Origin of the sequence: Mycobacterium sp. (assembly GCF_019247635.1) — a bacterium.
Taxonomy (GTDB): Bacteria; Actinomycetota; Actinomycetes; order Mycobacteriales; family Mycobacteriaceae; genus Mycobacterium.
Genome location: NZ_JAFBAR010000055.1, coordinates 1 through 25,182, shown reverse-complemented (window position 1 = coordinate 25,182; position 25,182 = coordinate 1). Strand labels below are relative to the sequence as shown.

Annotated in this window: 22 protein-coding genes and 2 pseudogenes; 13 read left to right on the top strand and 11 right to left on the bottom strand. The window is 67.4% G+C overall.

The genetic code is table 11. The annotated features are described in order from the left end of the window. Positions 1 to 442: 442 nt before the first annotated feature. Positions 443 to 751, bottom strand: a complete 309-nt coding sequence (locus JO236_RS07905) for a WhiB family transcriptional regulator (protein ID WP_293326989.1) — start codon at positions 749 to 751, stop codon at positions 443 to 445. A 402-nt stretch (positions 752 to 1,153) separates the two neighbouring features. On the opposite strand from JO236_RS07905, the gene JO236_RS07900 reads away from it, so the two are divergent. The 3 genes from JO236_RS07900 to JO236_RS07890 all read left to right on the top strand — a co-directional run bounded on the left by JO236_RS07900 (position 1,154) and on the right by JO236_RS07890 (position 3,536). Then, positions 1,154 to 1,936 carry a hypothetical protein gene (locus JO236_RS07900; RefSeq protein ID WP_293326987.1) on the top strand — a complete coding sequence of 261 codons (783 nt, stop codon included), beginning with the start codon at positions 1,154 to 1,156 and terminating at the stop codon, positions 1,934 to 1,936. Between the two features lie 102 nt (positions 1,937 to 2,038). Then, positions 2,039 to 2,614, top strand: coding sequence for a sigma-70 family RNA polymerase sigma factor (locus JO236_RS07895; RefSeq protein ID WP_293326984.1), 576 nt, complete (start codon positions 2,039 to 2,041; stop codon positions 2,612 to 2,614). Next, positions 2,607 to 3,536, top strand: a complete 930-nt coding sequence (locus tag JO236_RS07890) for an anti-sigma-D factor RsdA (RefSeq protein WP_293326994.1) — start codon at positions 2,607 to 2,609, stop codon at positions 3,534 to 3,536. Before JO236_RS07895 ends, JO236_RS07890 begins: the two co-directional genes overlap by 8 nt. 23 nt (positions 3,537 to 3,559) lie before the next feature. Here JO236_RS07890 and JO236_RS07885 read toward each other — a convergent pair whose 3' ends face one another. Continuing rightward, positions 3,560 to 3,970 carry a DUF5319 domain-containing protein gene (locus JO236_RS07885; protein ID WP_293326982.1) on the bottom strand — a complete coding sequence of 137 codons (411 nt, stop codon included), beginning with the start codon at positions 3,968 to 3,970 and terminating at the stop codon, positions 3,560 to 3,562. Between the two features lie 128 nt (positions 3,971 to 4,098). Between JO236_RS07885 and guaB the strand changes: the two genes are divergently transcribed. From guaB to JO236_RS07870, 3 genes are all read left to right on the top strand, one after another. Then, positions 4,099 to 5,706 carry an IMP dehydrogenase gene (gene guaB, locus JO236_RS07880; protein ID WP_293326980.1) on the top strand — a complete coding sequence of 536 codons (1,608 nt, stop codon included), beginning with the start codon at positions 4,099 to 4,101 and terminating at the stop codon, positions 5,704 to 5,706. Positions 5,707 to 5,713: 7 nt separating this feature from the next. Continuing rightward, positions 5,714 to 6,841, top strand: a complete 1,128-nt coding sequence (locus JO236_RS07875) for a GuaB3 family IMP dehydrogenase-related protein (RefSeq protein WP_293326978.1) — start codon at positions 5,714 to 5,716, stop codon at positions 6,839 to 6,841. 129 nt (positions 6,842 to 6,970) lie between these two features. After that, a complete protein-coding gene (locus JO236_RS07870; RefSeq protein ID WP_293326976.1) occupies positions 6,971 to 8,725 on the top strand; it encodes a GMC oxidoreductase in 1,755 nt (584 codons plus the stop codon). On the opposite strand, the gene JO236_RS07865 is transcribed toward JO236_RS07870, so the two are convergent. Further along, on the bottom strand, positions 8,726 to 9,619 hold the full coding sequence (locus tag JO236_RS07865; RefSeq protein WP_293326974.1) for a TauD/TfdA dioxygenase family protein: 894 nt from the start codon (positions 9,617 to 9,619) through the stop codon (positions 8,726 to 8,728). Between the two features lie 66 nt (positions 9,620 to 9,685). Between JO236_RS07865 and JO236_RS07860 the strand changes: the two genes are divergently transcribed. From JO236_RS07860 to JO236_RS07850, 3 genes are all read left to right on the top strand, one after another. Continuing rightward, a complete protein-coding gene (locus JO236_RS07860; RefSeq protein ID WP_293326972.1) occupies positions 9,686 to 10,270 on the top strand; it encodes a TetR/AcrR family transcriptional regulator in 585 nt (194 codons plus the stop codon). Between the two features lie 169 nt (positions 10,271 to 10,439). Next, on the top strand, positions 10,440 to 11,132 hold the full coding sequence (locus JO236_RS07855; protein ID WP_293326970.1) for a C39 family peptidase: 693 nt from the start codon (positions 10,440 to 10,442) through the stop codon (positions 11,130 to 11,132). A 115-nt stretch (positions 11,133 to 11,247) separates the two neighbouring features. Continuing rightward, positions 11,248 to 11,901 carry a C39 family peptidase gene (locus JO236_RS07850; RefSeq protein WP_293326968.1) on the top strand — a complete coding sequence of 218 codons (654 nt, stop codon included), beginning with the start codon at positions 11,248 to 11,250 and terminating at the stop codon, positions 11,899 to 11,901. 49 nt (positions 11,902 to 11,950) lie between these two features. Here the strand turns inward: JO236_RS07850 and JO236_RS07845 are convergent, their stop codons facing one another. From JO236_RS07845 to JO236_RS07815, 7 genes and pseudogenes are all read right to left on the bottom strand, one after another. Then, positions 11,951 to 14,311, bottom strand: a complete 2,361-nt coding sequence (locus JO236_RS07845) for a glycoside hydrolase family 65 protein (protein ID WP_293326965.1) — start codon at positions 14,309 to 14,311, stop codon at positions 11,951 to 11,953. Beyond that, positions 14,308 to 15,110 (bottom strand): annotated as a pseudogene (locus JO236_RS07840) (beta-phosphoglucomutase family hydrolase). The gene JO236_RS07845 and the pseudogene JO236_RS07840 overlap by 4 nt, the downstream one beginning before the upstream one ends. A gap of 2 nt (positions 15,111 to 15,112) precedes the next feature. Further along, positions 15,113 to 15,244: a hypothetical protein gene (locus JO236_RS07835; RefSeq protein WP_293326963.1), complete on the bottom strand. Its 132-nt coding sequence runs from the start codon at positions 15,242 to 15,244 to the stop codon at positions 15,113 to 15,115. A gap of 69 nt (positions 15,245 to 15,313) precedes the next feature. Beyond that, the gene (locus tag JO236_RS07830) at positions 15,314 to 16,126 is read right to left on the bottom strand and encodes an SDR family NAD(P)-dependent oxidoreductase (RefSeq protein WP_293326961.1); all 813 of its coding nucleotides are present in this window, start codon (positions 16,124 to 16,126) and stop codon (positions 15,314 to 15,316) included. A 210-nt stretch (positions 16,127 to 16,336) separates the two neighbouring features. After that, entirely contained in the window at positions 16,337 to 17,971 is a 1,635-nt protein-coding gene (locus tag JO236_RS07825; protein WP_293326959.1) for a class I SAM-dependent methyltransferase, read from the bottom strand. Between the two features lie 19 nt (positions 17,972 to 17,990). After that, positions 17,991 to 19,091 carry an NmrA family NAD(P)-binding protein gene (locus tag JO236_RS07820; protein ID WP_293326957.1) on the bottom strand — a complete coding sequence of 367 codons (1,101 nt, stop codon included), beginning with the start codon at positions 19,089 to 19,091 and terminating at the stop codon, positions 17,991 to 17,993. Continuing rightward, a complete protein-coding gene (locus tag JO236_RS07815; RefSeq protein WP_293326955.1) occupies positions 19,088 to 20,665 on the bottom strand; it encodes an MFS transporter in 1,578 nt (525 codons plus the stop codon). Before JO236_RS07815 ends, JO236_RS07820 begins: the two co-directional genes overlap by 4 nt. Before the next feature lie 77 nt (positions 20,666 to 20,742). Here JO236_RS07815 and JO236_RS07810 point away from each other — a divergent pair, with 77 nt between their 5' ends. Further along, positions 20,743 to 21,387: a winged helix-turn-helix transcriptional regulator gene (locus JO236_RS07810; RefSeq protein WP_293326953.1), complete on the top strand. Its 645-nt coding sequence runs from the start codon at positions 20,743 to 20,745 to the stop codon at positions 21,385 to 21,387. Between the two features lie 11 nt (positions 21,388 to 21,398). Continuing rightward, complete coding sequence (guaA, locus tag JO236_RS07805) at positions 21,399 to 22,952, top strand: glutamine-hydrolyzing GMP synthase (protein ID WP_293326951.1); 1,554 nt, start codon at positions 21,399 to 21,401, stop codon at positions 22,950 to 22,952. A 26-nt stretch (positions 22,953 to 22,978) separates the two neighbouring features. Here guaA and JO236_RS07800 read toward each other — a convergent pair whose 3' ends face one another. Continuing rightward, positions 22,979 to 23,494 (bottom strand): hypothetical protein, encoded by a 516-nt coding sequence (locus tag JO236_RS07800; protein ID WP_293326949.1) that lies wholly within the window; start codon positions 23,492 to 23,494, stop codon positions 22,979 to 22,981. A gap of 176 nt (positions 23,495 to 23,670) precedes the next feature. Here JO236_RS07800 and JO236_RS07795 point away from each other — a divergent pair, with 176 nt between their 5' ends. Both JO236_RS07795 and JO236_RS07790 read left to right on the top strand, forming a co-directional pair. Continuing rightward, positions 23,671 to 24,282, top strand: coding sequence for a hypothetical protein (locus JO236_RS07795; RefSeq protein WP_293326947.1), 612 nt, complete (start codon positions 23,671 to 23,673; stop codon positions 24,280 to 24,282). Between the two features lie 40 nt (positions 24,283 to 24,322). Further along, a pseudogene (locus JO236_RS07790) lies at positions 24,323 to 25,182 on the top strand (DNA polymerase Y family protein); the annotation flags it as partial.

Sequence of the window (25,182 nt, the reverse complement as noted above, 5' to 3'; positions counted from 1 at the left end):
GGGCACCGGGGTGCCAATCGAGCGTCCGGCTGGGGAACTACCTGCCGCGGTGAATACACAGCCACCGCAGTGCCCGCGCCCGGGGCATCCTTTTTGCCCGGCTCTGAGCGACTGTCAAACGCCCGTTAGGATTTCGCGCTGCACTACCCATCGCGTGTCGCTCGAAGACGGGCAAACAGGACATCCTTTGGCGTAGAGGTGTCGATGTGGCGAGCCGGGACAACATGCGAGGTACGCATTTTCATCCGTGCGCCGGCTTTCGTAGATCAGTTCGGCATGCTCCAGGAGTTGCACGGCTTCCGACACCCCGGCCAGATCCCTAACGCACGGCAAATAGCCGTCGCGCCGTTGCCGATTTGGTGGAGGTGGTCCGGGGCATCGGCGCCCGGCGTAAAGCCCCCGACACGCCACGCGGTCGGGGGCCTGCGCGAGGGGGCTGGGGTTACGCGGTCCGGCGGATACCGCGACTGCGACCGAGGTCGCCCTTGAGAAGTAGGTCGCGTTCCGATTCCGACAGGCCGCCCCACACGCCGTAGGGTTCGCCGACCTCCAGCGCATGGGAGCGGCACTCTTGGATCACCGGGCAGCGCCGGCACATCTCTTTGGCACGCTGCTCGCGTTGCATGCGGGCGCGACCGCGCTCGCCGTCGGGGTGGAAGAACATCGATGAATCGACACCGCGGCACAGGCCCTGCAATTGCCAGTTCCAGATGTCGGCGTTGGGTCCAGGTAGCTGCTCCGGTTGTGGCATTGCTTGATCCCTCTCTGCACGGCCGGCCCAAGATGCGGGTCAGGTTCGCCAAGGAGGCGAGTGTTTAACTGATTGCAGAGGCGTCACCGATGACTACCTATCTTGTAACGCTAGACGTTAGGGGCGTTGCTGAAATTCAGTCAATAGGTGCCCGGTGTGACCAAATATCTGAGCATTGCGGGAGAATTAACTCTGCGTTCATCTGGCGCGCATTTGCACAACGCTAGACGTGCTAACGGAAGGTGCGCTGATCAGGTAACCACCCAGGTCAGAGGTGTAGGCAGGGGAGTGTTAATTGGGCCACATGCGGCTCCGGGTAATATTCTGGTAACGCAGATACCACAAACTTTTTACGAATGGCTCGGCTACCGCACACCGTGATTCAAACTCATCCCATGTCAGATGATTGAGCCAACTCTGGCTGCGGCCGCCTTCGGAAATGCGCCGGAAACCTGGCCGCTGCCGACCGCCGTCACCCCGCATCAGCTGTGGCTGCGGGCGGTGGCCTCCGGCGGGCAGGGCCGATACGGCAGTGCGTACCGCGACCTGGCCGAGATCAGGCGCGCCGCCGCCGGCCCGGTGACTTCATTGGCGCACAGCACGCAGGGCTCTTTCCTACGTCAGCTCGGGTGGCACGCGCTGGCGCGGCGCTGGGACGGTCGCGCCCTGGCGCTCGCCGGCGCCGACCCGGCCGCCCGCGCCGACGCCCTGATCGGCCTGGCCGCCGACGCGCTAGGGATCGGGCGCTTCGCCCTGGCCGCGACGCTGTTGGCCCGCGTGGACCCGGATTGGGTCGGTGACCGGGTGGCGGTGCGCCGGCAGTGGGTGGCTGCGGAGCTGGCGATGGCCACCGGCGACGGGGCCGTCGCCGTCGGTCACGCCGAGCGGGCGGTGGAGTTGGCTCGAGCGACGGCCGGCGTGCGGCACCAGGTCAAGAGTGACGTTGTGCTGGCGGCCGCGCTGTGCAGCGCCGGCCACATCGATCGTGCCAGCGCCGTCGGTGCCGCCGCGCTCGAAACCGCTGGCCAGCGTGGCCTGATACCCCTGAAATGGGCACTGGCTTGCTTGCTGATTGATACCGGAAGCGTCACGGTTCCGGTACAACCGATGCGCGAACTCACCCAAATCAGGGATATTTGTGCAGGTCAGATGCAGCGTGCCGGAGGCATCTGGCGCACCGCTTAAAGCTCGGCGCGAGTGTTAGGCGTCTAGCTGTGTCTTTGCTGGCTCGATAGCTGGTCAGTGTCAGGGTGTGTCCGCTTCGTAACGTTGGAGATATCGCCGTCGATGACAATTGAAGGTGAACGTCTCGACGCCGTGGTTGCGGAGGCCGTGGCAGGAGACCGAAATGCGCTTCGCAAGGTGCTGGAGACCATCCGTCCGATCGTCGTGCGATATTGCCGGGCAAGAGTCGGCACGACCGAGCGGAGCGGCCTGTCAGCGGACGATGTGGCACAGGAGGTGTGCTTGGCCACCATCACAGCGCTACCGCGCTACCGGGACCGGGGACGTCCGTTCCTAGCGTTCCTGTACGGCATCGCAGCGCACAAGGTCGCCGACGCCCATCGGGCCGCCGGCCGTGATCTCGCCTATCCCGCCGAAGAGGTTCCGGAACGGCGGTCGGCCGAGGCGGGCCCGGAGCAACTGGCCCTCGAAGCCGATTCGGCCAGCCGCATGAACGAATTGCTGGAGATCCTGCCCGCCAAGCAGCGCGAAATCCTGATCCTGCGCGTCGTCGTCGGACTGAGCGCCGAAGAGACCGCCGCCGCCGTCGGCAGCACCACGGGAGCGGTGCGGGTGGCACAGCACCGCGCGCTGCAGCGGTTGAAGGACGAAATCGTCGCGGCAGGTGACTATGCCTGACTTCGCGTTCGGCGACCAGCCCGCGCTAAATGAAATGGCCCGCACCGATCTGCTGCTCGATGCGCTGGCCGAGCGCGCCGAAGCCGACCTGGACGATCCCGACGATGACGCGCTGATCAAGCTGCTGGGGGACTGGCGAGACGACCTGCGGTGGCCGCCGGCCAGCGCGCTGGTGTCGCAGCAAGAGGCCGAAGAGGCGCTGCTCGCCGGGATGACGGAGCGCGGACGCGCCCATCGCGGACTGGCGGCGGTCGGGTCCGTGGCGGCCACACTGCTGGTGTTGAGCGGATTCGGGGCGATGGTCGTCGAAGCCCGACCCGGAAACGCTCTGTACGGCATCCACGCGATGTTCTTCGACCAGCCGCGGGTCAGCGACGACCAGGTCCTGTTGTCCGCCAAGGCGGATCTGGCCAAGGTGCAGCAAATGATCGACGACGGCCAGTGGGGCCAGGCCCAGAATCAGCTGGCCGAGGTCAGCAGCAGCTTGCAGGCCGTCAACGACGGCGGCCAAAAGCAGGATCTGATCGACGAGGTCGATCTGCTGAACACCCGGGTGGAGACGCGCGATCCGAACGCGAGTCGTCCGCGGCAACGCCCGCAGGCACCGGCGTCCACCTCGCAGCCGCCGACAACGTCGGTACCGCCGAGGCTCACCGCGCCGACGGCGACACCGAGCAGTTCGACCGCCTCGACGCCGAAGTCAAGCAGCCCGGCTCCGACACCATCCAGTCCGGCGCCGACGACAACATCCGGGCCTCCGCCGGCAACCACGACGTCTCCGCCCGCCACGACGACCAAGTCTCACCACCATGGGCACACCCCGACCACGACGTCGCTCGAGCCTGCTGCTCCGCCGCCGACGGGCGCGCCTTCACCGCCCTCTGCGCCCGCGACGCTGGTCAACGGAAACGCCGGGTCCTAGCCCGGGACAGCGGGAAGGGCCCGTCAGCGGCGGTGGAAACCGTCCGCGTCGGACGTCGCCTCGTTGAGCGAGGCGTCGGCGTACCCCCGGCAGTAATCCCACGTGACGTAGGCGTCCGGTTCGGGGTCGTAGGCCGGCTCGTGCGGCCGCACGGTGCCGTCGATCAAAAGTTGCAGCAGGTTGGCACGCAGCATGTCCCAGTCGTGATAGTGGTCTTGCTGGCACTCGTCGCAGCACACCACCAGCCCGCGAATTCCCTTGTGCGCCAACAAGGCCTCGTACACGGCCAGATCGGCCAGATCGGCCTCGACCGCCAGCCGCTCCTGCTGATCCAGGGGTTGACCCGGCTCGACGGCTTCCAGCGCTGCCGACGGGTCACACGGGTCGTCGGCAAAAGGGTCGGGCGGCAATCCAGGCGGGAGGTGGTCACGCACGCCTCTAGACTACGCAGCCGGGCCGTCATAACGCCAGCAGGCGGCGCGCCCGGGCTAGCGAGTCACCGCAGCCTGCCGAGCCGATAGGATGGGCTTCTCACTTCGCATGCGTATGGAGGGCCTCACCGATGTCCCGTGGCATGTCCGGCCTGGAAGAAAGCTCTGACCTGGTTGTCAGTCCGTATGTCCGTGACGCTTCCATTGGAGGGCTTGCGGATGACCGGGTGCCGACCGGCGGCGACAATCCGCACAAGATAGCAATGCTGGGCCTGACCTTCGACGACGTCTTGCTGCTGCCTGCGGCTTCCGACGTGGTGCCCGCGACCGCGGACACCTCCAGCCAGCTCACCAGGAAAATCCGGCTCAAGGTGCCGTTGGTGAGCTCGGCGATGGACACGGTCACCGAGTCCCGGATGGCCATCGCGATGGCCCGGGCGGGCGGAATGGGCGTGCTGCACCGCAATCTGCCCGTCGCCGAACAAGCCGGCCAGGTGGAGATGGTGAAGCGTTCCGAGGCCGGCATGGTCACCGATCCGGTCACTTGCCGGCCGGACAACACGCTGGCCCAGGTCGACGCGCTATGTGCGCGGTTCCGGATCTCCGGGCTGCCGGTGGTCGACGACGCCGGCGCGCTGGTGGGCATCATCACCAACCGCGACATGCGCTTCGAGGTCGACCAGGCCAAGCAGGTGGCCGAGGTGATGACCAAGGCCCCCTTGATCACCGCCCAGGAAGGCGTGAGCGCCGACGCGGCGCTGGGCCTGCTGCGCCGCAACAAGATCGAGAAGTTGCCCGTGGTCGACGGCCACGGCCGGCTGACCGGGCTGATCACCGTCAAAGACTTCGTCAAGACCGAACAACACCCGCTGGCCACCAAGGACAGCGACGGACGGTTGCTGGTGGGCGCGGCCGTCGGTGTCGGCGGCGACGCCTGGGTCCGCGCGATGATGCTGGTCGACGCCGGGGCCGACGTGCTGATCGTGGACACCGCGCACGCCCACAACCGGCTGGTCCTCGACATGGTCGGCAAGCTCAAGGCCGAAGTCGGCGAACGCGTCGAGGTGATCGGCGGCAACGTCGCCACCAGGTCCGCGGCCGCCGCCCTGGTCGAGGCCGGGGCCGACGCGGTCAAGGTCGGCGTGGGGCCCGGATCGATCTGCACTACCCGCGTGGTGGCCGGGGTCGGCGCGCCTCAAATCACGGCAATCCTGGAAGCCGTCGCGGCGTGCGGACCGGCGGGGGTGCCCGTCATCGCCGACGGGGGCCTGCAGTACTCCGGCGACATCGCCAAGGCGCTGGCGGCCGGCGCGTCGACCGCCATGCTGGGCTCGCTGCTGGCCGGCACCGCGGAGGCGCCCGGCGAGCTGATCTTCGTCAACGGCAAGCAGTTCAAGAGCTATCGCGGCATGGGGTCGCTGGGCGCCATGGCGGGCAGGGGCTCCGGGGGCTCGGGTAAGTCGTACTCCAAGGACCGCTACTTCGCCGACGACGCGCTCTCGGAGGACAAGCTGGTGCCCGAGGGCATCGAGGGCCGGGTGCCGTTCCGCGGCCCGCTGTCCTCGGTGATTCACCAGCTCACCGGGGGCCTGCGCGCCGCGATGGGCTACACCGGCTCGCCCACGATCGAGGTGCTGCAGCAGGCGCAGTTCGTCCGGATCACGGCGGCCGGCCTTAAAGAGAGCCATCCGCACGACGTCGCGATGACCGTCGAAGCGCCCAACTATTACGCGCGCTGAGGCCGACATGGTCGAGATCGGGATGGGCAGGAGTGCCCGTCGCACGTATGAACTCAGCGAGATCAGCATCGTGCCGTCGCGGCGGACTCGCTCCTCGAAAGACGTGTCGACGGCCTGGCAGCTGGACGCCTATCGGTTCGAGATTCCCGTCATCGCCCACCCCACCGACGCCCTGGTTTCGCCGGAGTTCGCCATCGAGCTCGGCCGGCTCGGCGGGCTGGGGGTGCTCAACGGCGAGGGACTAATTGGCCGGCACGCCGACGTGCAGGCCAAGATCACCCAGCTCGTCGAGGCCGCCGAGAAGGAGCCGGAACCCTCGGCGGCGATCCGGATGCTGCAGGAGCTGCACGCCGCCCCGCTGAACCCGGACCTGCTGGGTGCCGCGGTGGCCCGCATCCGTGAGGCAGGCGTGACCACCGCGGTGCGGGTGAGCCCGCAAAATGCCCAGGCGCTGACCCCGGTGCTGCTGCAGGCCGGCATCGACCTGCTGGTCATCCAGGGCACGATCGTCTCGGCGGAGCGGGTGGCAAGCGATGGCGAACCCCTCAATTTGAAGACCTTCATCTCCGAGCTCGACATCCCGGTGGTCGCCGGCGGCGTGCTCGACCACCGCACCGCGCTGCACCTGATGCGCACGGGAGCCGCCGGCGTCATCGTCGGGTACGGGTCCACTAGGGGAGTGACCACCAGCGACGAGGTGTTGGGCATCAGCGTGCCGATGGCCACCGCGATCGCCGACGCCGCCGCCGCCCGTCGCGAATACCTCGACGAGACCGGCGGCCGGTACGTGCACGTGCTGGCCGACGGCGACATCCACACCTCGGGCGAGCTGGCCAAGGCCATCGCGTGCGGCGCCGACGCCGTGGTGCTGGGCACGCCGCTGGCCGAGGCCGCCGAGGCGCTCGGTGAGGGCTGGTTCTGGCCGGCCGCGGCGGCGCACCCGTCGTTGCCGCGCGGTGCGTTGCTGCAGATCGCCGTCGGTGAGCGCCCGTCGCTCGAGCGGGTGCTCAACGGCCCGTCCGACGACCCGTTCGGCACCCTGAATTTGGTCGGGGGCCTGCGCCGGGCGATGGCCAAGGCCGGCTATTGCGACCTCAAGGAATTCCAGAAGGTCGGCCTGACGGTCGGCGGCTGACCCCCGCGAGTCGGCGGCTAACCCCTGCGAGCAGACGCGGCTAACCCCCGCGAGCAGACGCAAAAGCACCCAAATCGTCGGCGTGTCGGGGGATTTTGCGTCTGCTCGCGCCAGGCCGATACTGATCGGATGAAGCCGGATTACGACGTCCTGATCATCGGCTCGGGTTTCGGGGGCAGCGTCAGCGCGCTGCGGCTGACCGAAAAGGGCTACCGCGTTGGCGTGCTGGAGGCGGGTCGTCGCTACAACGACGAGGACTTTGCCAAGACGTCCTGGGAGCTGCGCAAGTTCCTGTGGGCGCCGAAGCTGGGTTGCTACGGCATCCAACGGATCCACCCGCTGCGCAACGTGATGATTTTGGCGGGCGCCGGAGTGGGCGGCGGCTCCCTGAACTACGCCAACACCTTGTACGTGCCGCCGGAGCCGTTCTTCAACGACCAGCAGTGGAAACACATCACCGACTGGCACAGCGAACTGATACCGCACTATCAGCAGGCGCAGCGGATGCTGGGCGTTGTCCCCAACCCGACGTTCACCGACGCCGACCGCATCTTCAAGGAAGTCGCCGAAGAGATGGGGTGCGGCGACACGTTCGTGCCCACTCCGGTCGGGGTGTTCTTCGGTCCCGAAGGCACCAAGTCGCCCGGCGTGACGGTGCCCGACCCGTATTTCGGCGGCGCCGGGCCGGCGCGCACCGGCTGCCTGGAATGCGGCGGCTGCATGACGGGATGTCGGTACGGCGCCAAGAACACTCTGCTGAAGAATTACCTTGGCCTCGCCGAATCGGCTGGCGCACAAGTTATTCCGATGACCACCGTGAAGGGCTTCCAGCAACGCCCGGATGGGCTGTGGGAGGTTAATACCGTCCGCACCGGCAGCTGGCTGCGCCGCGACAAGCGCACGTTCACCGCCAGCAACCTGATCCTGGCCGCCGGCACCTGGGGCACCCAGCATCTGCTGTTCAACATGCGGGACAAGGGCAAGCTGCCCCGCCTGTCGCAACGCTTGGGCGTTTTGACCCGGACCAATTCCGAGTCGATCGTGGGGGCCGCGACCTTGGACGTCCCCCCCGACCTGGACCTGACCCGCGGGGTCGCGATCACGTCGTCGATTCACCCGACGTCGGACACCCACGTCGAACCCGTTCGTTACGGCAAGGGCTCCAACGCGATGGGCCTGCTGCAGACCCTGATGACCGATGGCCCTGGGCCCGAGGGGCCCGATGAGACCTATGTGCCGCGCTGGAAGCAGCTGCTGCAACAAGGCGGCGAGAATCCGCGGCTCATGTTGCAGCTGCTCAATCCCCGGCGGTGGAGCGAGCGCACGATGATCGCGTTGGTGATGCAGCATCTGGACAACTCGATCACCACGTTCACCAAACGCGGAAAGCTGGGCATCCGTTGGTATTCCAGCAAGCAGGGGCACGGCCAGCCGAACCCAAGCTGGATTCCCGTCGGCAATGAGGTCACCCGCCGCGTCGCGCGAAAGATCGACGGCGTCGCGGGCGGCACCTGGGGTGAGCTGTTCAACATCCCGCTGACCGCGCACTTCCTCGGGGGCGCGGTGATCGGTGACAGCCCCGCGCACGGAGTCATCGACCCCTACCACCGCGTCTACGGATATCCCTCGCTGTATGTGGTGGACGGCGCCGCGATCTCGGCAAACCTCGGGGTCAACCCCTCGCTGTCCATCGCCGCGCAGGCCGAGCGGGCGGCCTCGCTGTGGCCGAACAAGGGCGAGAACGACCAGCGGCCGCTGCAAGGCGACGACTACCGGCGGCTGGACCCGATCGCGCCCCAGCACCCGGTGGTGCCGGCCGACGCGCCGGGCGCGCTGCGCTGGCTGCCCGTGGACCCGAGCAGCCCCGTCAGCCACGCGGGCTGATCAGCTCGCGATCACCTCCAGTGGTGCGCCGCTGACCACCCGGCTGCGTTCGCCGTGCACGTTGACGGGAACATCGCCCATCAGCGTGACCCGGTGCATGAGGCGGGGCTGGTCATCGTAGTCGTCGATGGCCCGGTGCTGGGTGGCGCGGTTGTCCCAGATCGCGACGTCGCCCGGCTCCCAGTTCCAGCGAATGGTGTTCTCGGGCATGGTGATTCGGCGCTGGAGCAGGTCGAACAGCACGGTTGACTCGTGGCTGTCCAGGCCGACGAAGCCGCGCACGAAATTTCCAAGCAGCAGGGTGCGTTCGCCGGTCTCCGGGTGCACCCGCACGACGGGGTGTTCGGTCTGGAAATGCTTTTTCTCGAATGCCTGCTGGAAGGCGCGCTGGGCGTCGGTCAGCCGTTCGGGCCGGATGTAGTCGTAACGGTTGCTGTGCAGCGCCCATAGGTTTTCGACGAGGCATTTGAGCGGTTCGGGCAGCTGCTCGTATGCCGCCGCGGTCGAGGCCCACAGCGTCGAGCCGCCGTAGCCGGGCAGGGTGACCGCGCGCAGGATCGAGGCCGCGGGGTAGTTGGCGGCAAACGTCACGTCGGTGTGCCACTGGTTGGCCTTGCCGTACTCGGAGTTGATCGGCGTGATGACGGGCTCGTCCTTGCCGGCGAGCTGGGCGGCGGCGGGGTGGCCGACCGGCGTGCCCAGCAGCCTGCCGAACGCCAGTTGCCCGGCGTCGTCGAGGTGGTGCTGATCGCGGAAGAAGATCACCTTGTGCGTCAACAGCGCCCGGTGGATCTCGTCGACGGTGGCGGGGTCGAGGTCGCCTGCCAGGCGAACCCCGTCGATGCGGGCGCCGATGCGGCTGCCGAGCTTAATGGCGGTGATCGAGTCGGTCATTGCTGTGGTCCTTTTGGAGGCGTCTGGAGGGTGTAGTCAGTTGACTACATGGGCTAGTGTAGTCACATGACTACGCGGGCGGCAAGTGGCGGCCGGAAAATTCCCAGCGCGCAGGGGTCCCCCACCGGGCGGGAGGCGGTGGCGGCCGCGATCCTGGAGGCGGCCACCGACCTGTTCGCTGAGCGCGGACCGGCCGCCACGTCGATCCGCGACATCGGCGCGCGGTCGAAGGTCAACCACGGGTTGGTGTTTCGGCATTTCGGCACCAAAGAGAAGTTGGTCGGTGCCGTGCTCGATCACCTGGTGGCGACTACGGCCACGCTGGTGCAGGATGGCGCGCCGGCGTCGGAGACCGAACGAGCCCTGGACCGGCACATGCGCGTCATGGCACGCACCTTGCTCGACGGCTATCCCGCGGGCCAGCTGCAGACCAGGTTTCCGGGTGCCTCATACCTGCTCGACCAAGTGCGCCCGGGCTACCGCAACGAGCGTGACGCACAGCTGGCTGTCGCGAATGCACTTGCGCTGCAACTGGGTTGGCGACTGTTTGCGCCCTTCCTGCGCTCGGCGACCGGCATCGACGACATGCCCGACGACGAACTGCGCGACGCGGTGCGCGCCGAGGCGGCCCGGATCGTCGAACCGCACTGAGACAGGTGTAGACACCGCGTAGTTCGCAAACGGTCCGCATGCCAGCTCGCCACGGGCGCAAGATCATCGCCCGCGACCGGGGACGTGCCCCGCGACCTGCGGCGCAAGGAATCCACAAGCGCGTTTGTCGAGGATTGGGCAGGGCCAGGTGGGGGAAAGGACCAGCTAAGTGAATCGCGTCGCCAGCGCCAATACCGTCGGGATGCTGACTCTCGCGTGCGTGGCCGCATCGTTGGTTGGATTGGTCGCGGTCGGTGGATTGGCCCGACAGCTCGGCGTCGAGAGCCTGCGGACGGTGGCTTCGGCGCACACGAGCACCGGCTCGCGGGTCAAGCAAGGTGCCGGAATGTACGGCAACCCGTCTGCGGCCGCGGTCTATTGGCGGCCGCAACACGGCGGCGACTGCGGGGAGATGGCGGTGGCAGACGTGGTCGGACAGGTCAGCGGCAAGGAGCCCACCGAGCGACAGATTATCGCGTTGGCGGAAAGCACTCCGAGTACCACGGACTCCGGACCGATCTACCGGCCTCGGCGCGGTACCGACATCAGGGATCTGCCGGTATTGCTGACCCACTACGGCATCCGGTCCACCCTGGCTCCATCGTCGATCGGTGGTCTGGAGCAGGATCTGGCCCAAGCGCACAAGGTGATTGCGAGCGTCAACGCCGAAACCATCTGGAATCAGGGCGGCAACCGCAATGCGGACGACCACGTCGTAGTGGTCACCGGCATCGACGCCAATGCCGGTGTGGTGCACCTCAACGACAGCGGTATACGGACAGGCCGCGACGAGAAGGTCTCCCTGGCCACCTTCGAACGCGCGTGGGGCACCGGGCACAATTTTGCCGTCGTGACCAGTTGATCGCGGCCCCTCTCACGATCCAACCCGGCAGTCGCGAATGTCTTTACGCTGTGGCGCAAGAATTTCGCAAGTTTTTCTTGAGGATTTGTAGAGGGCGTTAGCAAATGCTGTCTGCATGACCAGGGCTTCGGTGCGCACGGCAGGGATCGCGGTTGTGTTGGGCGGGGCCGGCGCCGCGCTGTTGGTGGGATTCGCGGGCGTGGCGCAGGCGGCTCCCGGCGCTCCTGCCCCGCACAGCACCCACGGCGGCGGGATGTACGGCGACCCCGCCGCGGCCGCGCCGTTCTGGCGTCGGCAGCACGACTCCAACTGCGGGGAGATGGCGGTGGCCGACGTGGTCGGCCAGGCCACCGGCAAGGAGCCCACCGAACAGCAGATCGACTCGACGGCCGAAAACATCTCGAGCGTGGCCCACTCCGGGTCGGTCTGGCATCCCGGCGGGTCCACCAACAATCAGGATCTGCCGGTTCTGCTAGCGCACTACGGTGTAAAGGCCACCACGGCCAACAGCACCACCGGTGCGCTAGAGCAGAATCTGAGCCAAGGGCGCAAGGTGATCGTCGGGGTCAATAGCGAAATCTTGTGGAACGACCGGGGCAACCGCACCCAGGAAGACCACTTCGTGGTGGTCACCGGCATCGACACCAAAGCCGGTGTGGTGCACCTCAACGACAGCGGCGTCAACGCCGGGCGCGACGAACAGGTCCCCCTGGCGACCTTCGAAAGCGCCTGGGCGACAAGTCATAACTTTTCCGTCGTGACCAGCTGACGAAAAGCCGTCGGCGGCATCGGGCGATCCCGGTCAGCCGGCTACGGCGTCAACGTGCCAGACTGCGTCGGTGCATGGGCGCTCGGCCCGGCGGCTGCTGCGGTTGCGGCAGCAGTGGTTTGCGGTGGCGCATGTGGACGGTGGAGGGCGCCTCGGTGCTCAGCGTGAGCTCTTCGCCGCCGTGCCGGATGGTCAGCTCGCCGCCCGGCCCGTCCCGCAGGATGTAGGTGGCCTGCTCGTGGTGAACATCGACGGTGAGTCGAAAACCCCTCCACCGCAACCGGAACCGCAGGCGGGTGATGCCGTCGGGCAGTTGGGGATCGATGTCCAGGACGCCGTCGTCGTCGCGCAGGCCACCGAATCCGCCGACCAGTGCCGTCCACGCCCCGGCCAGCGAGGCCATGTGTAGCCCGTCGCGGGTGTTGGCGTGTAGGTCGCGCAGGTCGATCAGCGCGGCCTCGTAGGCGTAGTCGTGGGCGAGCTCGAGGTGCCCGACTTCGGCGCACATCACGGCCTGGGTGCAGGCCGACAGCGATGAATCGCGCACCATGCGCCGCTCGTAGTAGTCGACGTTGTGCGCCTTCTGTTCCGGGGTGAAGGCGTGACTCTGCCACTGCATCGCCAGCACCACGTCGGCCTGCTTGATCACCTGCGCGGGGTAGAGGCGGACATAAGCCTCGTGCAGCAGCAACGGGTAGGTGGTGTTGGCTTCGAAGTCCCATTCGGCGAACGTCGTGAAGCCTTCACACTGCTGATGGACGCCCAGCTCCGCGTCGAACGGGATGTTGACGGCCTCGGCCGCGTCGCGCCAGGCGGCCATCTCCTCGGTGGTGATCCCCAGCGCCTCGGCCTCCTCGGGATGGCGGTTGCAGGCATCGGCGGCGGTGCGCAGGTTGTGGGCCGCCATCAGATTGGTGAAGACGTTGTCGCGCATGATCGCGGTGTACTCGTCGGGGCCGGTGACGCCGTCGAGGTGCCAGACGCCGTGGCGGTCGTGGTGCCCGAGGGTCATCCACAGCCGAGCGGTCTCGCTGAGCACCTCGAGGCCGCATTCCTTTTCCAGCGTGTCGTCGCCGGTGACGATGCGGTAGCGCTCGAAGGCCATGGCGATGTCGGCGTTGATGTGCCAGGCGGCCGTGCCCGCCGGCCAATAGGCCGAGCACTCCTGCCCGCGGATGGTCCGCCAGGGAAAGGCCGCGCCGTCGAGGCCGAGCTCGGCCGCGCGCTCCTTGGCCAGGTTTAGCGTCGAGGCCCGCCACCGCAGTGCGTCGGCGACCGCGTGCGGCAGCGTGTAGGTCAACACCGGCAGCACGAAACCCTCGGTGTCCCAGAAGGCGTGGCCGTCGTAGCCGGTCCCGGTGAGCCCTTTGCTGGGGATCGCTCGGCGTTCGGCGCGCGCGCTGGCCTGCAGCAGGTGGAACAGCCCGAACCGCACCGCCTGCTGGGATTCCGGGTCGCCCTCGACCTCGACGTCCGCACTGTCCCAGAAATCGTCGAGATATTCGCGCTGCGCCTTCAGCAGGCCGTCCCACCCGCTATAGCGGGCGCTGTGCAGGGCGGCGGCGGCCTGGTCGCGCAGCGCCGGGCGGGAGCGCAGGCTCGACCAGCCGTACGCGAGGTATTTGACGATGCGCAGCTTCTGGCCGGGGCGCAGGCCGCAGATCACCGTTGTGCGGGCCAGGTCGTCGCGGGCGTCGTTGGTGACCTCCACCCGGCCGGGAACGTCGATCTCGTGGTCCATCCCCGCGGCCATCATCAGCTTGCTGGCTCGGGTCCGGTGCATGAGAAGCGCTCCGCACTCGGTGCTTTCGTGGGCGACGGCCTCCAGCGGGTTGTCCAGAATGGCCGAGACCCGTGGGTCGGCCGACGTCTGCGGTTGGTCCTCGTTGGTGACGAGCTCGGATTGCACGGTGACGCGGATGAATTCCTCGACCGCCTCGACGACGTACTCGATGGCCGCGATGCTGCGCTGGGCGAGCGAGACCAGCCGGGTGGACGTGACCTTGATCTGCCTGCCCGACGGCGAACTCCAGTGCGCCAGCCGGGTCAGCGTCCCGGCGCGCAAGTCGAGCACCCGCTCGTGCGAGACCAGTTGGCCGTACCTGACGTCGAACGGTTCGTCGCCCACCAGCAGGCGGATGATCTTCCCGTTGGTGACGTCGACGACGGTCTGGCCGCCCTCCGGGTAGCCGTATCCGGCCTCGGCGTAGGGCAGCGGCCGAATCTCGTAAAACGAGTTCAGGTAGGTGCCCGGCAGGCCATACGGCTCACCCTCGTCGAGGTTGCCGCGCAACCCGATGTGCCCGTTGGACAACGCAAACAGCGATTCCGACTGGGCAATCAGGTTCAGGTCGAGCCGCGTCTCGCGGATCAGCCACGGCTCGACCGGAAAGGCTTCCTGGGTGATCACGATTGCAGCAATTCCGCGAGATCGCTGACCACCACGTCGGCACCGTTGCGGCGCAAATCCTCGGCCTGCCCCACCCGGTCGACGCCCACCACGAACCCGAAGTTACCGGCCCGGCCCGCCTGCACACCCGACAACGCGTCCTCGAACACGGCCGCCGCGTCGGGGGCGGTGTCCAGCAACTCTGCTCCGCGCAGGTAGGAGTCCGGGGCCGGCTTACCCGCGATGTGCTCGTCGCGCAGGGTCACGCCGTCCACCCGCTGCTGGACGAAGCGGTCCAGGCCGGTGATTTCGAGAACGTCGCGGGTGTTGGCGCTCGACGAGACCACCGCGATACCCAGTCCGGCCGCCGAGACCGCCTCCAGATAACGCCGCGACCCGTCGAACACCTCGACGCCGTCGTCGTGCAGGATCTTCTGGAACATGTCGTTCTTGCGGTTGCCCAGGCCGTATATCGTCTCGGCATCCCCGGGGTCGTCCGGATCGCCTTCTGGCAGTTCGATTCCGCGGCTGTCCAGGAATGACCGGACGCCGTCTTCGCGCTTCTTGCCGTCCACGTACTCGCGGTAGTCCGCGGCCGGATCGAACGGGACGAACTTGTCCCCAGTGCGCTCGGCCCGCTGTTTCAGATAGGCGTCGAACATTGCCTTCCACGCCTTGGTGTGCACGCTCGCAGTATCGGTGAGTACGCCGTCGAGGTCGAACAGACAGGCGTGCACCTTCTCCGGCAGACCCAGCGCTGAACTCACTGGCGGACCTCACTTTCGCGACTCTCGGTATTCGGGCGATACCACTCCACCATGCTTACCGCGCCGCGTCGACCTCATCGGCGGTTCTGGCCATGTCCACCTGGGCGAGTTGGGCACTGCGGTAGGCGCAAATCCGCAGCGGGACGGGCGTGGCGTAGAGCCCGGCGGCCACGCCCGTTTCCGCCATGTGGTGCGAATGAGCGCTGAATTGGTCCACCGGGATCGGTCCCGATGCGCGGCATGTTCTGCTCCTCGGTCAGGCACTCGTCGGACCGAGCGCATAGGCGCCGGTCTGCGGATGGTGATACCAGCCGGCGGCGGCGTGCGTTCCACCGTCGACGTGGATCGTCTGCCCGGTGATGTAGCTCGACATGTCAGACGCGAGAAACACCGCGGCGTCTGCCATTTCGTCGACACGTCCGGGGCGCCCCAGCGGAATGATCAGGCGGAACCGCTCTTCAGAGCCTGGCGGTGCCACTTGTGCCAACCCTTCGGTCAAAGTGATATCGGGAGCCAGGGCGTTGACCCGGATACCATGGGGCGCGAGTTCGAGGGCGGCGGTCTTGGTGTAGTTGATGACGCCGGCTTTGGCGGCCGCGTACGTCGCGAAACCCGGTGCGGCGCGGACGCCTTCGATCGAGGTCACGTTGATGATACTGCCCGCCAACCGCTGTTCGACGAGGCCGCGGGCCACCCGTTGGGTGCACAGGTAGACGTGGCGCAGGTTGGATTTGTAGAGCGCATCCCAGCCGTTCTCACTCGTGTCGAGGATCCCGGACCAAAACACTCCTCCGGCGTTGTTCACCAGGATCGTCACCGGTCCGAGTTCGGCCGCGGTCTGCGCGAGTGCGGCGTCGACCGCGGCGCTGTCCCGGACGTCGGTGGGTATGCCCAGCGCTCCGATCTCGTCGGCGGCGGCCGCGCACGAATCCGGGTCGCGTTCCCAGATCGCCACGTTGGCGCCGAATGCCTTCAGCCCGGCTGCGACGCCGCGGCCGATGCCGGCGCCGCCACCGGTGACGACGGCGACGCGGTCGGTCAGAAGAATGCTTGCCGGATCGAGTGCCATGGGTCGAGCATAGAAGATTGCCAGTTCAGCTATTACAGCATTTGACGTCGCGTTGCTCCCCGCGATCTGGCCGGCGCGATAGCACGAACCGCGTTGAGCCACTACCTGTTTCAGGCTGACTGAGCGGCGGCGCGGCGGCAGATTCGCGCTGCGGCGGGCCTCGCCTGAGGCGTTTACCGAGTCATCGCGGGCGGCCCCGCTGCCACTCGTTCATGGGTTGGTCGCCCGGGCGACACCCTGGATGACCCGCAGCCGCCCGTCGGCCAGGGCTTGCGTGAGGTTGTCGACCTTGCGCTGAAAATCGCTGACAAAGGTGTGCAGGCCCAACGGATGTGGCGGCTGGGCCAGCAGGGCCCGCATGAGCCCGACCGCCTGGTCGGTCAGGTCGTTCCACTGTTCAATGGCGAACCCGGAGGCCTCGATCACGGCTCGCAACTGGTCAGGCGTGGCCAGGTGGCTGCGGGCCGGTACGTCCGCCCAGGGTAGGGGATAGTCGAGTTGACCAGGGCCGCCAATTGCGATGTCCCACAAGGCTAACCGACCTCCACCGGTCAGCACCCGGCGGGCTTCGGCGTACAGGCTCTGCTTGTCCGCCACGTTCATCTGCACATGCTGGCTGATGGCGACGTCGAAGGTGCCGTCGGGAAAGGGAAGTTTGGTGACGTCTGCCTGCTGACCCGATATCCGGTCTGCCAGCCCGACACACTGATTGAGCCAACGATTCGTTTCGCAGTAGTCGCCGGTGAGATCGACGGCCTTTACCCGGCAGCCGTGCCGGTCGGCGAGGTAACGGGCGGTGCCCCCGATCCCGCTGCCGGCGTCGAGAACCATGCTCGCACTGGTGATCTCAACCAGATCCAGCAGTTGGATCGTGGCGAAGCGGCCCATGGTGTGGAAGTCTTCCAACGGACCCAGGTCGGCCGGCTCAAGGTGGTTCAGGTCTTTGCCGGCCTCCCGCAGGGCGCGTTCGATATTGTCGCGCGACAGGCCGGTCGAGTACTGCTCGTGGATCTCCGTGTCGTGCACCTGAGTGGGCACCCGGGCCCACGCGGTGATGATGGGCGGCATGGTGATCAGGGCGTCGGCGGCCAGTGCCTCCTGACGGAATTGGGTCACGAAGTTGTCGATATCGGGGAGTTCGTCGATCGCAAAACCCATCTTTTGCGCGACCGGTTCGACCAGCCGCCAGACCTCCGCGGCGTAGGCCAGGATGTTGGTGTCGACGGCCGTGCCGATCGGCGTGCCGAGGGCCAGGGTCGGGGTGCCCAGGCCGGCGTCACGAAAGAGCGTGTGCAGTGTGGTGCCGAACGACGGGCTCAGTCCCATGGCCTCAAAGGCTCGGGCGATGCCGTTTGTCACCCGCTGAAAGAGTGGCAGTTCGGGCACGGTGCGAGCCGCGGTGATGTCGTTCTCGGAGAAGACGACCACGCCGCCGGGCCGCACCAAGGAGCTGAGGTGTCGCAGCGTGGCGGCCGGGTCGGGCAGGTGCATCAGGATCAGCCGGCCGATCACGGCGTCGACCGGTTCGTCGACGGTGATCGTTTCGATTGTCGATTGCTCGAAACACGCTGTGGTCAAGTCATTCTCGGCGGCACGGGTGCGGGCGAGTTCGATCATCTCGGGTGCTGCATCCACCCCGAGGACGAATCCCGTCGGACCGACCAGTCGGGCGGCGATCAGCGACACGTCGCCCGGCCCGCAGCCGACGTCGAGAACCCGCATGCCTGGCCCCAGACCCGCCAGCCGCAACGCATGCTCCGTGTGGTCGTTATACAGCTCGCCCTGCAGGAGCAAGCGCTGCACCTCCACATCGGCGTGGCCCAGGACATAGGTGCTGTTATTCATGGCGTTTCCCTACTTTTCTTCAGCGCCGCGCCGAGACAACGTCGATCGGCGGGCGACCGGCCGCGGCGTGCTCGGTGCGCCACACAGCTGATTCGCCAGAGAGCCGCGGATGTGCGGGCGCGGGATGCTGTTGGAGCCGGTCGAATTTGTCCAACCGGTGCATTGGTACGACAGCCGTCAGCATGAAGAGCCACAGCTGGCGGATGAGGTTGCCTGCCGTACGTTGGGATCGCGGATCGCTGACGTAGCGGCGGGCGATAGTCAGGAAGTCTTCGGGTTCGACACCGGCGACATCGCGTACGTGCGTGGTGGGGCCGCCCACTTCCCAAGTGCCAAGCGCGCTTTCGGGCAGGTAGTGCCGCAAACTGGACTGGAAGAACATGTCGGCGCCGAGTCGTCTGGCGTCCACGCGTACGGCGCGCAGAAACATCCACTGGGGAACCTCGATGTGACGCACGCGGCGGCCCAATGCCTCGCCGATTGCGTCGGCAATGTCCGCGCCCGACATCAGCGTCGGCCCCGTCGGGCGGTAAGCGCGACCGTCATGGCGGTGCGGATCGAGCAGCGCGCCCACCGCGACCCGGGCGATGTCTTCGTTGGAGGGCGGCGCATTTCGGTGGCCCCCGGTCGGCGTCGGCAACATGCCCAGCTGGGCGGCCATCGGCACCAGTTGCAAATAGTTGTCGGCGAAGTATCCAGGGTCGACAGCCACGTGAGCGGTGTCCGGCAGCAGCGCGAACAACCTGTCGGTCAGCCAGGCTTGCCGGGTCATCAGCGACGGGTGTTCCGGGCTGGCCAGCCATTGTCCAAGCGCCACCACGGCTTCCACGCCCGATCGCCGCGCGGCCACAGCGAAGGCTACCGCGCTGTCGAGCGCATGCGGGTGGTACGGCGGGTTGAAATACAGGCGGTTTACCCCGACCATCGCGTCGGCAACCTGTGTGATGTCGAACATGTCCGCGACCACGACCTCAGCGCCCAAGGTTCGCAACCGGTCGCTGCGCGCGTCGTCGCGATGCACCATGACCCTGGTCGGCACGCCCTTGCCGAGCAGTTGGGTAGCCACAGCGCCGCCGACCCTGCCCGTGGCACCGGTTACCAGTACGCGGTTGTGTGTCATCGGATTTCCCTTTCTTGTTGTCCACCGAGCCTGAACCCAGCGTCACGTCCGGTGTCGAGCACGACGCCAGTTTCACGCTCGACGTGCTCGGGTTCCCAGGCCGGTAGCAGCCAGGCAACGACGATCGCCGCAGCCAGCGCGATACCCGCGCAGACCAGCGAGCCGACCCGCAGGCCGTCCAGGAAGGCGCCGTCGACGGCGGCCCGGACATGTGCGGCCTGCTGGGCCGGCAGCCGTTCGATCACCCTGTGCGCGAACGCCATTGAACGCAGCATTGCCGAGCGCGCATCGCTGGGCAGTCCGCTCACCGCCGGCGCCGAGGCGAGTCGCTGGGAGTAGACCGAGGCAAACACACTGCCTACGATGGCCACGCCCAGGGTGCCGCCGAGTTCGCGCGTGGTGTCGTTGACGGCCGACCCGATCCCGGCCTTGTCGGGCGACAGGGAGCCCATGATCGCCTCGGTGGCCGGCGCCGTGGTCAGGCCGAGGCCGCCGCCGAGCAACAGCATCTGCAGCGCGATTTCGCCGTAGTAGGTCGACGCGTCCGCGGTGGACGCCCATGCCAGGCCGGCGGCGAACACGGCCAGGCCGCCCGCGACGACAGCCGTGCTGCCGATCCGCTGCACCAGCCGGGGCCCCAGGACGCTGGCCAAGGCGATCGATCCGGCGACCGGTAACAGCCGCACACCGGCTTGAAATGCGCTGTAGCCCTTGATGAATTGGAAATACTGCGTGATGACGAAGATGAATCCGAACAGGGTGAGAAACCCTGCGGTCACCGCCAGACTTCCGCCGGAGAATCTACGGTTGAGGAACACCGAGACGTCGAGCATCGGATGCGTGCTGCGCCGCTCCCAGAGCGCGAAGCCGACGAGAACGATTGTGGCCACGGCGAATCCAGTGCTGGCACGACCACTGGTCCATCCCCAGGCCGGTGCTTCGATGACCGTATAGATCAGCGCAGAAACGCCGGCCGCCGACAGGATCAGACCGGGCAGATCGATGCGGGGCGCCCCGGGGTCGCGGGAGGTCGGCACGAACAGGATGCCGCCGGTGATGGCCGCCGCCGAGATCGGAATGTTGACCAGAAAGATGCTGCCCCACCAGAAGTGCTCGAGCAGCCAGCCACCGCTGATCGGTCCCACGGCCACCCCGACACCCACCATGGCCGCCCAGATTCCGATGGCCTTGGCCCGAGCTATCGGGTCGGTGAAGATATTGGTGATCAGCCCCAGCGTGGTTGGGAAGATCACCGCCGCGCCCACGCCCATGGCTGCCCGCGCGGCGATCAGCCCATCCGCCGAAGTCGCCGATGCGGCAATGCCGGAGGTGATGGCGAACAGCGCCAGTCCGGCGACGAGCCAGCCCCGCCTGCCGTACCGGTCGCTCAGGCTGCCGGCCGATAGCAACAGCCCCGACATGACCAGGGTGTAGGCGTCGACGATCCATTGCAATTGCGAGGTTTCGGCGCCCAGTTCACGCGACAGCGTCGGCAGCGCGACGTTGACGATTGTGGCGTCGATGCTGATGACGAAGACGCTGAGGCAGATCACGACGAGGGCGACGGCACGCATGACAAGCACTAAAGCTATGAGACAATATAATCAAGTATCAAGTAGAAAAATGTGTCTGCCGCTGTTAGGCTGGTCGAGTGCCCGTTCGCCGCAACTACAACCAGAACTGTCCCATCGCCCGCGGGCTCGACGTCCTGGGCGAGCGGTGGACCCTGCTGATCCTGCGCGAACTGCTCGGCGGGCCCCGCCGCTACGGCGATCTGCGTGCCGCCTTACCCGGCATCGCCACCAATCTGCTCGCCGATCGGCTCAAAGAACTACAAGACGACGGGCTGGTCGATCGCGCCGACCTGCCGGCCCCCATCGGGCGCACCGTCTACACCCTCAGCGACGTCGGCTGGCAGCGGGTTGTGCCGATCTTGCAGAGCATCGCGTGGTTCGGCCTGGACCGGCTCGATCTGGCAGGCGAGGGTCCGGTACCGCCGCTGAGCGGGTTCCTGGCGGGAATTCTGCTGGCCTTCGACACGGGTCGGGCCAACGGGTTAGCTGCGACGTACCGCGTCGAGATCGACGGTCGCCGTTTCGAGTTCGCGGTGCGCGATGGTCGCCTGGGTGCAGCTCGTGGCGAGCCGACCGTGACGGTAACCGCAAGTGCCGCCGACCTTTCCGCGGCACGCCTGGGTTCCACCGAAGCCAAGCGCAAGGCGGCACTGAGGCGCGTCGACTTCGACGGCGACCCGCGAGACGTCGACGCACTGCGAACCGTGTTTTCGCTCCACTAAACTCGGTGCCCGTGGAATCAACGTCGCCGCGACCGGTACTGGTGGTCGACTTCGGTGCTCAGTATGCGCAGTTGATCGCCCGTCGGGTGCGCGAGGCCCGGGTCTATTCCGAGGTGATCCCGCATACCGCCTCGGTCGAGGAGATCAAGGGCCGTGATCCGCTGGCCGTGGTGCTCTCCGGTGGACCGTCTTCCGTCTACGCCGCCGGGGCCCCGCAACTGGATCCGGCGCTGTTCGACCTCGGGGTGCCGGTGTTCGGCATCTGCTACGGGTTTCAGGCTATGGCGCAGGCGCTCGGCGGGACCGTCGCCCACACCGGCACCAGCGAGTATGGCCGCACTGAGTTGAAAGTGCTTGGCGGGGAGCTTCATTCGGGCCTTCCCGAAACCCAGCCGGTGTGGATGAGCCACGGTGACGCGGTGACGGCCGCGCCGACCGGGTTCGACGTCGTGGCCAGCAGTCCGGGCGCCGCGGTGGCCGCCTTCGAGGCTCGAGACCGGCACCTGGCCGGGGTGCAGTATCACCCGGAGGTGATGCATACCCCGCACGGGCAACAGGTGCTCAGTCGGTTTCTGCTCGACTTCGCGGGGTTGACCCCGGAGTGGACCCCGGCCAACATCGCCAATGCGCTGGTCGAGCAGGTGCGTGCCCAGATCGGCGACGGCTACGCGATCTGCGGGCTGTCCGGCGGGGTGGACTCGGCGGTAGCCGCGGCGCTGGTGCAGCGTGCCATAGGTGACCGTCTGACCTGCGTCTTCGTCGACCATGGCCTGCTGCGTGCCGGCGAGCGGGAGCAGGTGCAGCGCGATTTCGTCGCCGCCACCGGCGCCAAGCTGGTCACCGTCGACGCGGCGGAGACCTTCCTCGAGGCGCTCTCGGGTGTGGTCAACCCGGAGGGCAAACGCAAGATCATCGGCCGCCAGTTCATCCGGGCCTTCGAGAGTGCCGTGCGAGACATCGTGAGCGACAACAGCATTGACTTCCTGGTGCAGGGAACCCTGTATCCCGACGTGGTGGAATCGGGCGGGGGCAGCGGCACGGCGAACATCAAGAGTCACCACAACGTGGGGGGACTGCCCGACGACCTGAAATTCAAACTCGTCGAGCCGTTGCGGCTGCTGTTCAAAGACGAGGTGCGCGCGGTCGGACGGGAGCTGGGCCTGCCCGAGGAAATCGTTGCGCGCCAGCCATTTCCGGGCCCGGGTCTGGGTATCCGGATCGTCGGTGAGGTCACGGCCAAACGGCTGGACACGCTGCGGCGTGCCGACTTGATCGCCCGCGAGGAACTGACCGCCGCGGGCCTGGATAACCAGATCTGGCAGTGTCCGGTGGTGCTGCTGGCCGACGTCCGCTCAGTCGGGGTGCAGGGCGACAATCGCACCTATGGTCACCCGATCGTGCTGCGGCCGGTGTCCAGCGAGGACGCCATGACCGCCGACTGGACGCGGGTGCCCTACGACGTGCTGGAGCGCATCTCGACTCGGATCACCAACGAGGTCGCCGAGGTCAACCGCGTGGTGCTGGACATCACCAGCAAGCCGCCGGGCACCATCGAGTGGGAGTAAGCGGACCTGTGCCTGTCAGGACACTATCAGGACACGAATTCGCTTTTGCCGTAGGTAATTTGGGACGCGCTCCAGTTGGCACCCGTTTCGGCGACCAGCCGGCGGGCAACGTCGAGGTCGCCGTTGCCCGCAATCAGGATCAGGGTGCGGTCGGCGGTGGTCACGGAGCCCCCGCGTAGTCGTTCGTGGGCGGCGGAATCGGCCGCGAACGCATCCCGGAAGCGTGCGATGTCGATGCCAGGCACGGTGATGACGGCCGCGTTCGCTTCCGGCACCTGCGGCAGGTAGTCGAAGGTGAGCACGGCCTCTTGATGAAATTGGTCGCGCAGCGCGACGGCTATGTTGTGCAGGGTGGGTTCGTCGGGACCGCACAGATGGAATTCGCGCGAGCGCTCATAGCTGGTCTGGTGTAGCTGGGCCGACCAGAACACCCCGTCGAGCAGGGTCGATCCCGTCACCGCGGCGCCGTTCAGTGCGATCGTCATGTCGGCCTGGAGCTCCTCGTCGGGGGCGAACACCTCGGCCGTCCGGCAGGGTTCCACGTCCCCTCTGGCTGGGATAACCGCCCCAACTGTGCCACCCCACATCAGTGGCCACACCAGCATCAGAACGGCTCCGCGGGATCGCACAAGGCAGCGTCTCACGCGCCTTGACGCTTGTCGGAGGACAGGTGTTTAATTCGAACAAATATTCGAACAAGCCCGAATGGAGGCTAGTCATGACTGCGGCTCTCGCCTCCGCCCAACCCCATGAAAACCGCGCTGACCAGCTCGAATCTCTGCGGAGGCGAATGGCGGCCATGTCGGGCAGGCACGCCCACTCCGACGATCTACTGCCGGAGCCGGCCTGGCCGATGGCGTTGCCCAGGGGGACGGTCGCGATGCTGTCGGGAGCCCGGTCGCTGCTGCTACGCATGGTGGCCGAGGTGACGGCAGGCGGGGGCAACGCCGCCATCGTCGGCCAGCCGGATATCGGACTGCTGGCCGCCGTGGAGATGGGCGCTGACCTGAGCCGGATCGCGGTGGTCCCGGATCCCGGGAACGATCCAGTGGATGTGGCCGCGGTGCTCATCGACGGCATGGATCTGGTGGCAGTCGGTCTGGGCGGGCGGCGGGTGTCGTGGACCCGGGCTCGGGCGGTGGTGGCCCGTGCCCGCCAAAAAGGTTGCACCCTGTTGGTCACCGACGGTGATTGGCAAGGGGCACCGACGCGGCTGGAGGCCCGGGTCTGCGGTTACGACATCACCCCAGGTCTTCGGGGGGTGCCCGCCCCAGGATTCGGGCGAATCAGCAAGGTGCGGCTACAGATCTGCCGATCGCGAACCGGGTGATGTCAGGGTGGGTGCTTCTCGGGTGCTGGCGGTCTGGTGCATGGACTGGCCCGCGGTCGCCGCGGCCGCGGCCGCGGACCAGCCCGCGACGGCTCCGGTCGCGGTCACGTTGGCCAACCGGGTGATCGCGTGCTCGTCGGCCGCGCGTGCGGCCGGAGTGCGGCGGGGCTTGCGGCGCCGGGAGGCGGCGGCCCGATGCCCGCAACTGCACATCGCGGCCGCCGACGCCGACCGCGACGCCCGCTTCTTCGAAGGGGTGATCGCGGCGGTGGACGATCTGGTGCCCCGCGCCGAGGTGCTGCGGCCCGGGCTGCTGGTGTTGCCGGTGCGCGGGGCGGCCCGCTATTTCGGGTCCGAGCAGCAGGCGGCCGAGCGGTTGATCGACGCGGTGGCCGCGGCCGGCTCCGAATGCCAGGTCGGGATCGCCGACCAGTTGTCCACCGCGGTCTTCGCCGCGCGTGCGGGCCGTGTCGTGGAGCCGGGCGGTGACGCGAGGTTTCTGGCGGTGCTGTCGATCCGGCAGCTTGCCACCGAGCCGAGCCTGTCCGGCCCGGGGCGAGAAGAGCTGACGGATCTGTTGTGGCGGATGGGGATTCGCACCATCGGTCAGTTCGCCGCACTGTCGGCAACCGACGTGGCTTCCCGGTTCGGCGCGGACGGGGTGACCGCCCACCGGTTGGCCCGAGGCGAGCCAGAGCGGGGACCGTCCGGGCGGGAGCCGCCGCCGGAACTCGAGGCCGTGCTGGACTGCGATCCGCCGATCGACCGGATCGACGCCGCGGCATTCGCCGGGCGCTCGCTGGCCGGCACGCTGCATCAGATGCTGATGTCCACCGGAGTGGGCTGCACCCGGCTGGCCATCCACGCCGTCACCGCCAACGGCGAAGAGCGCAGCCGGGT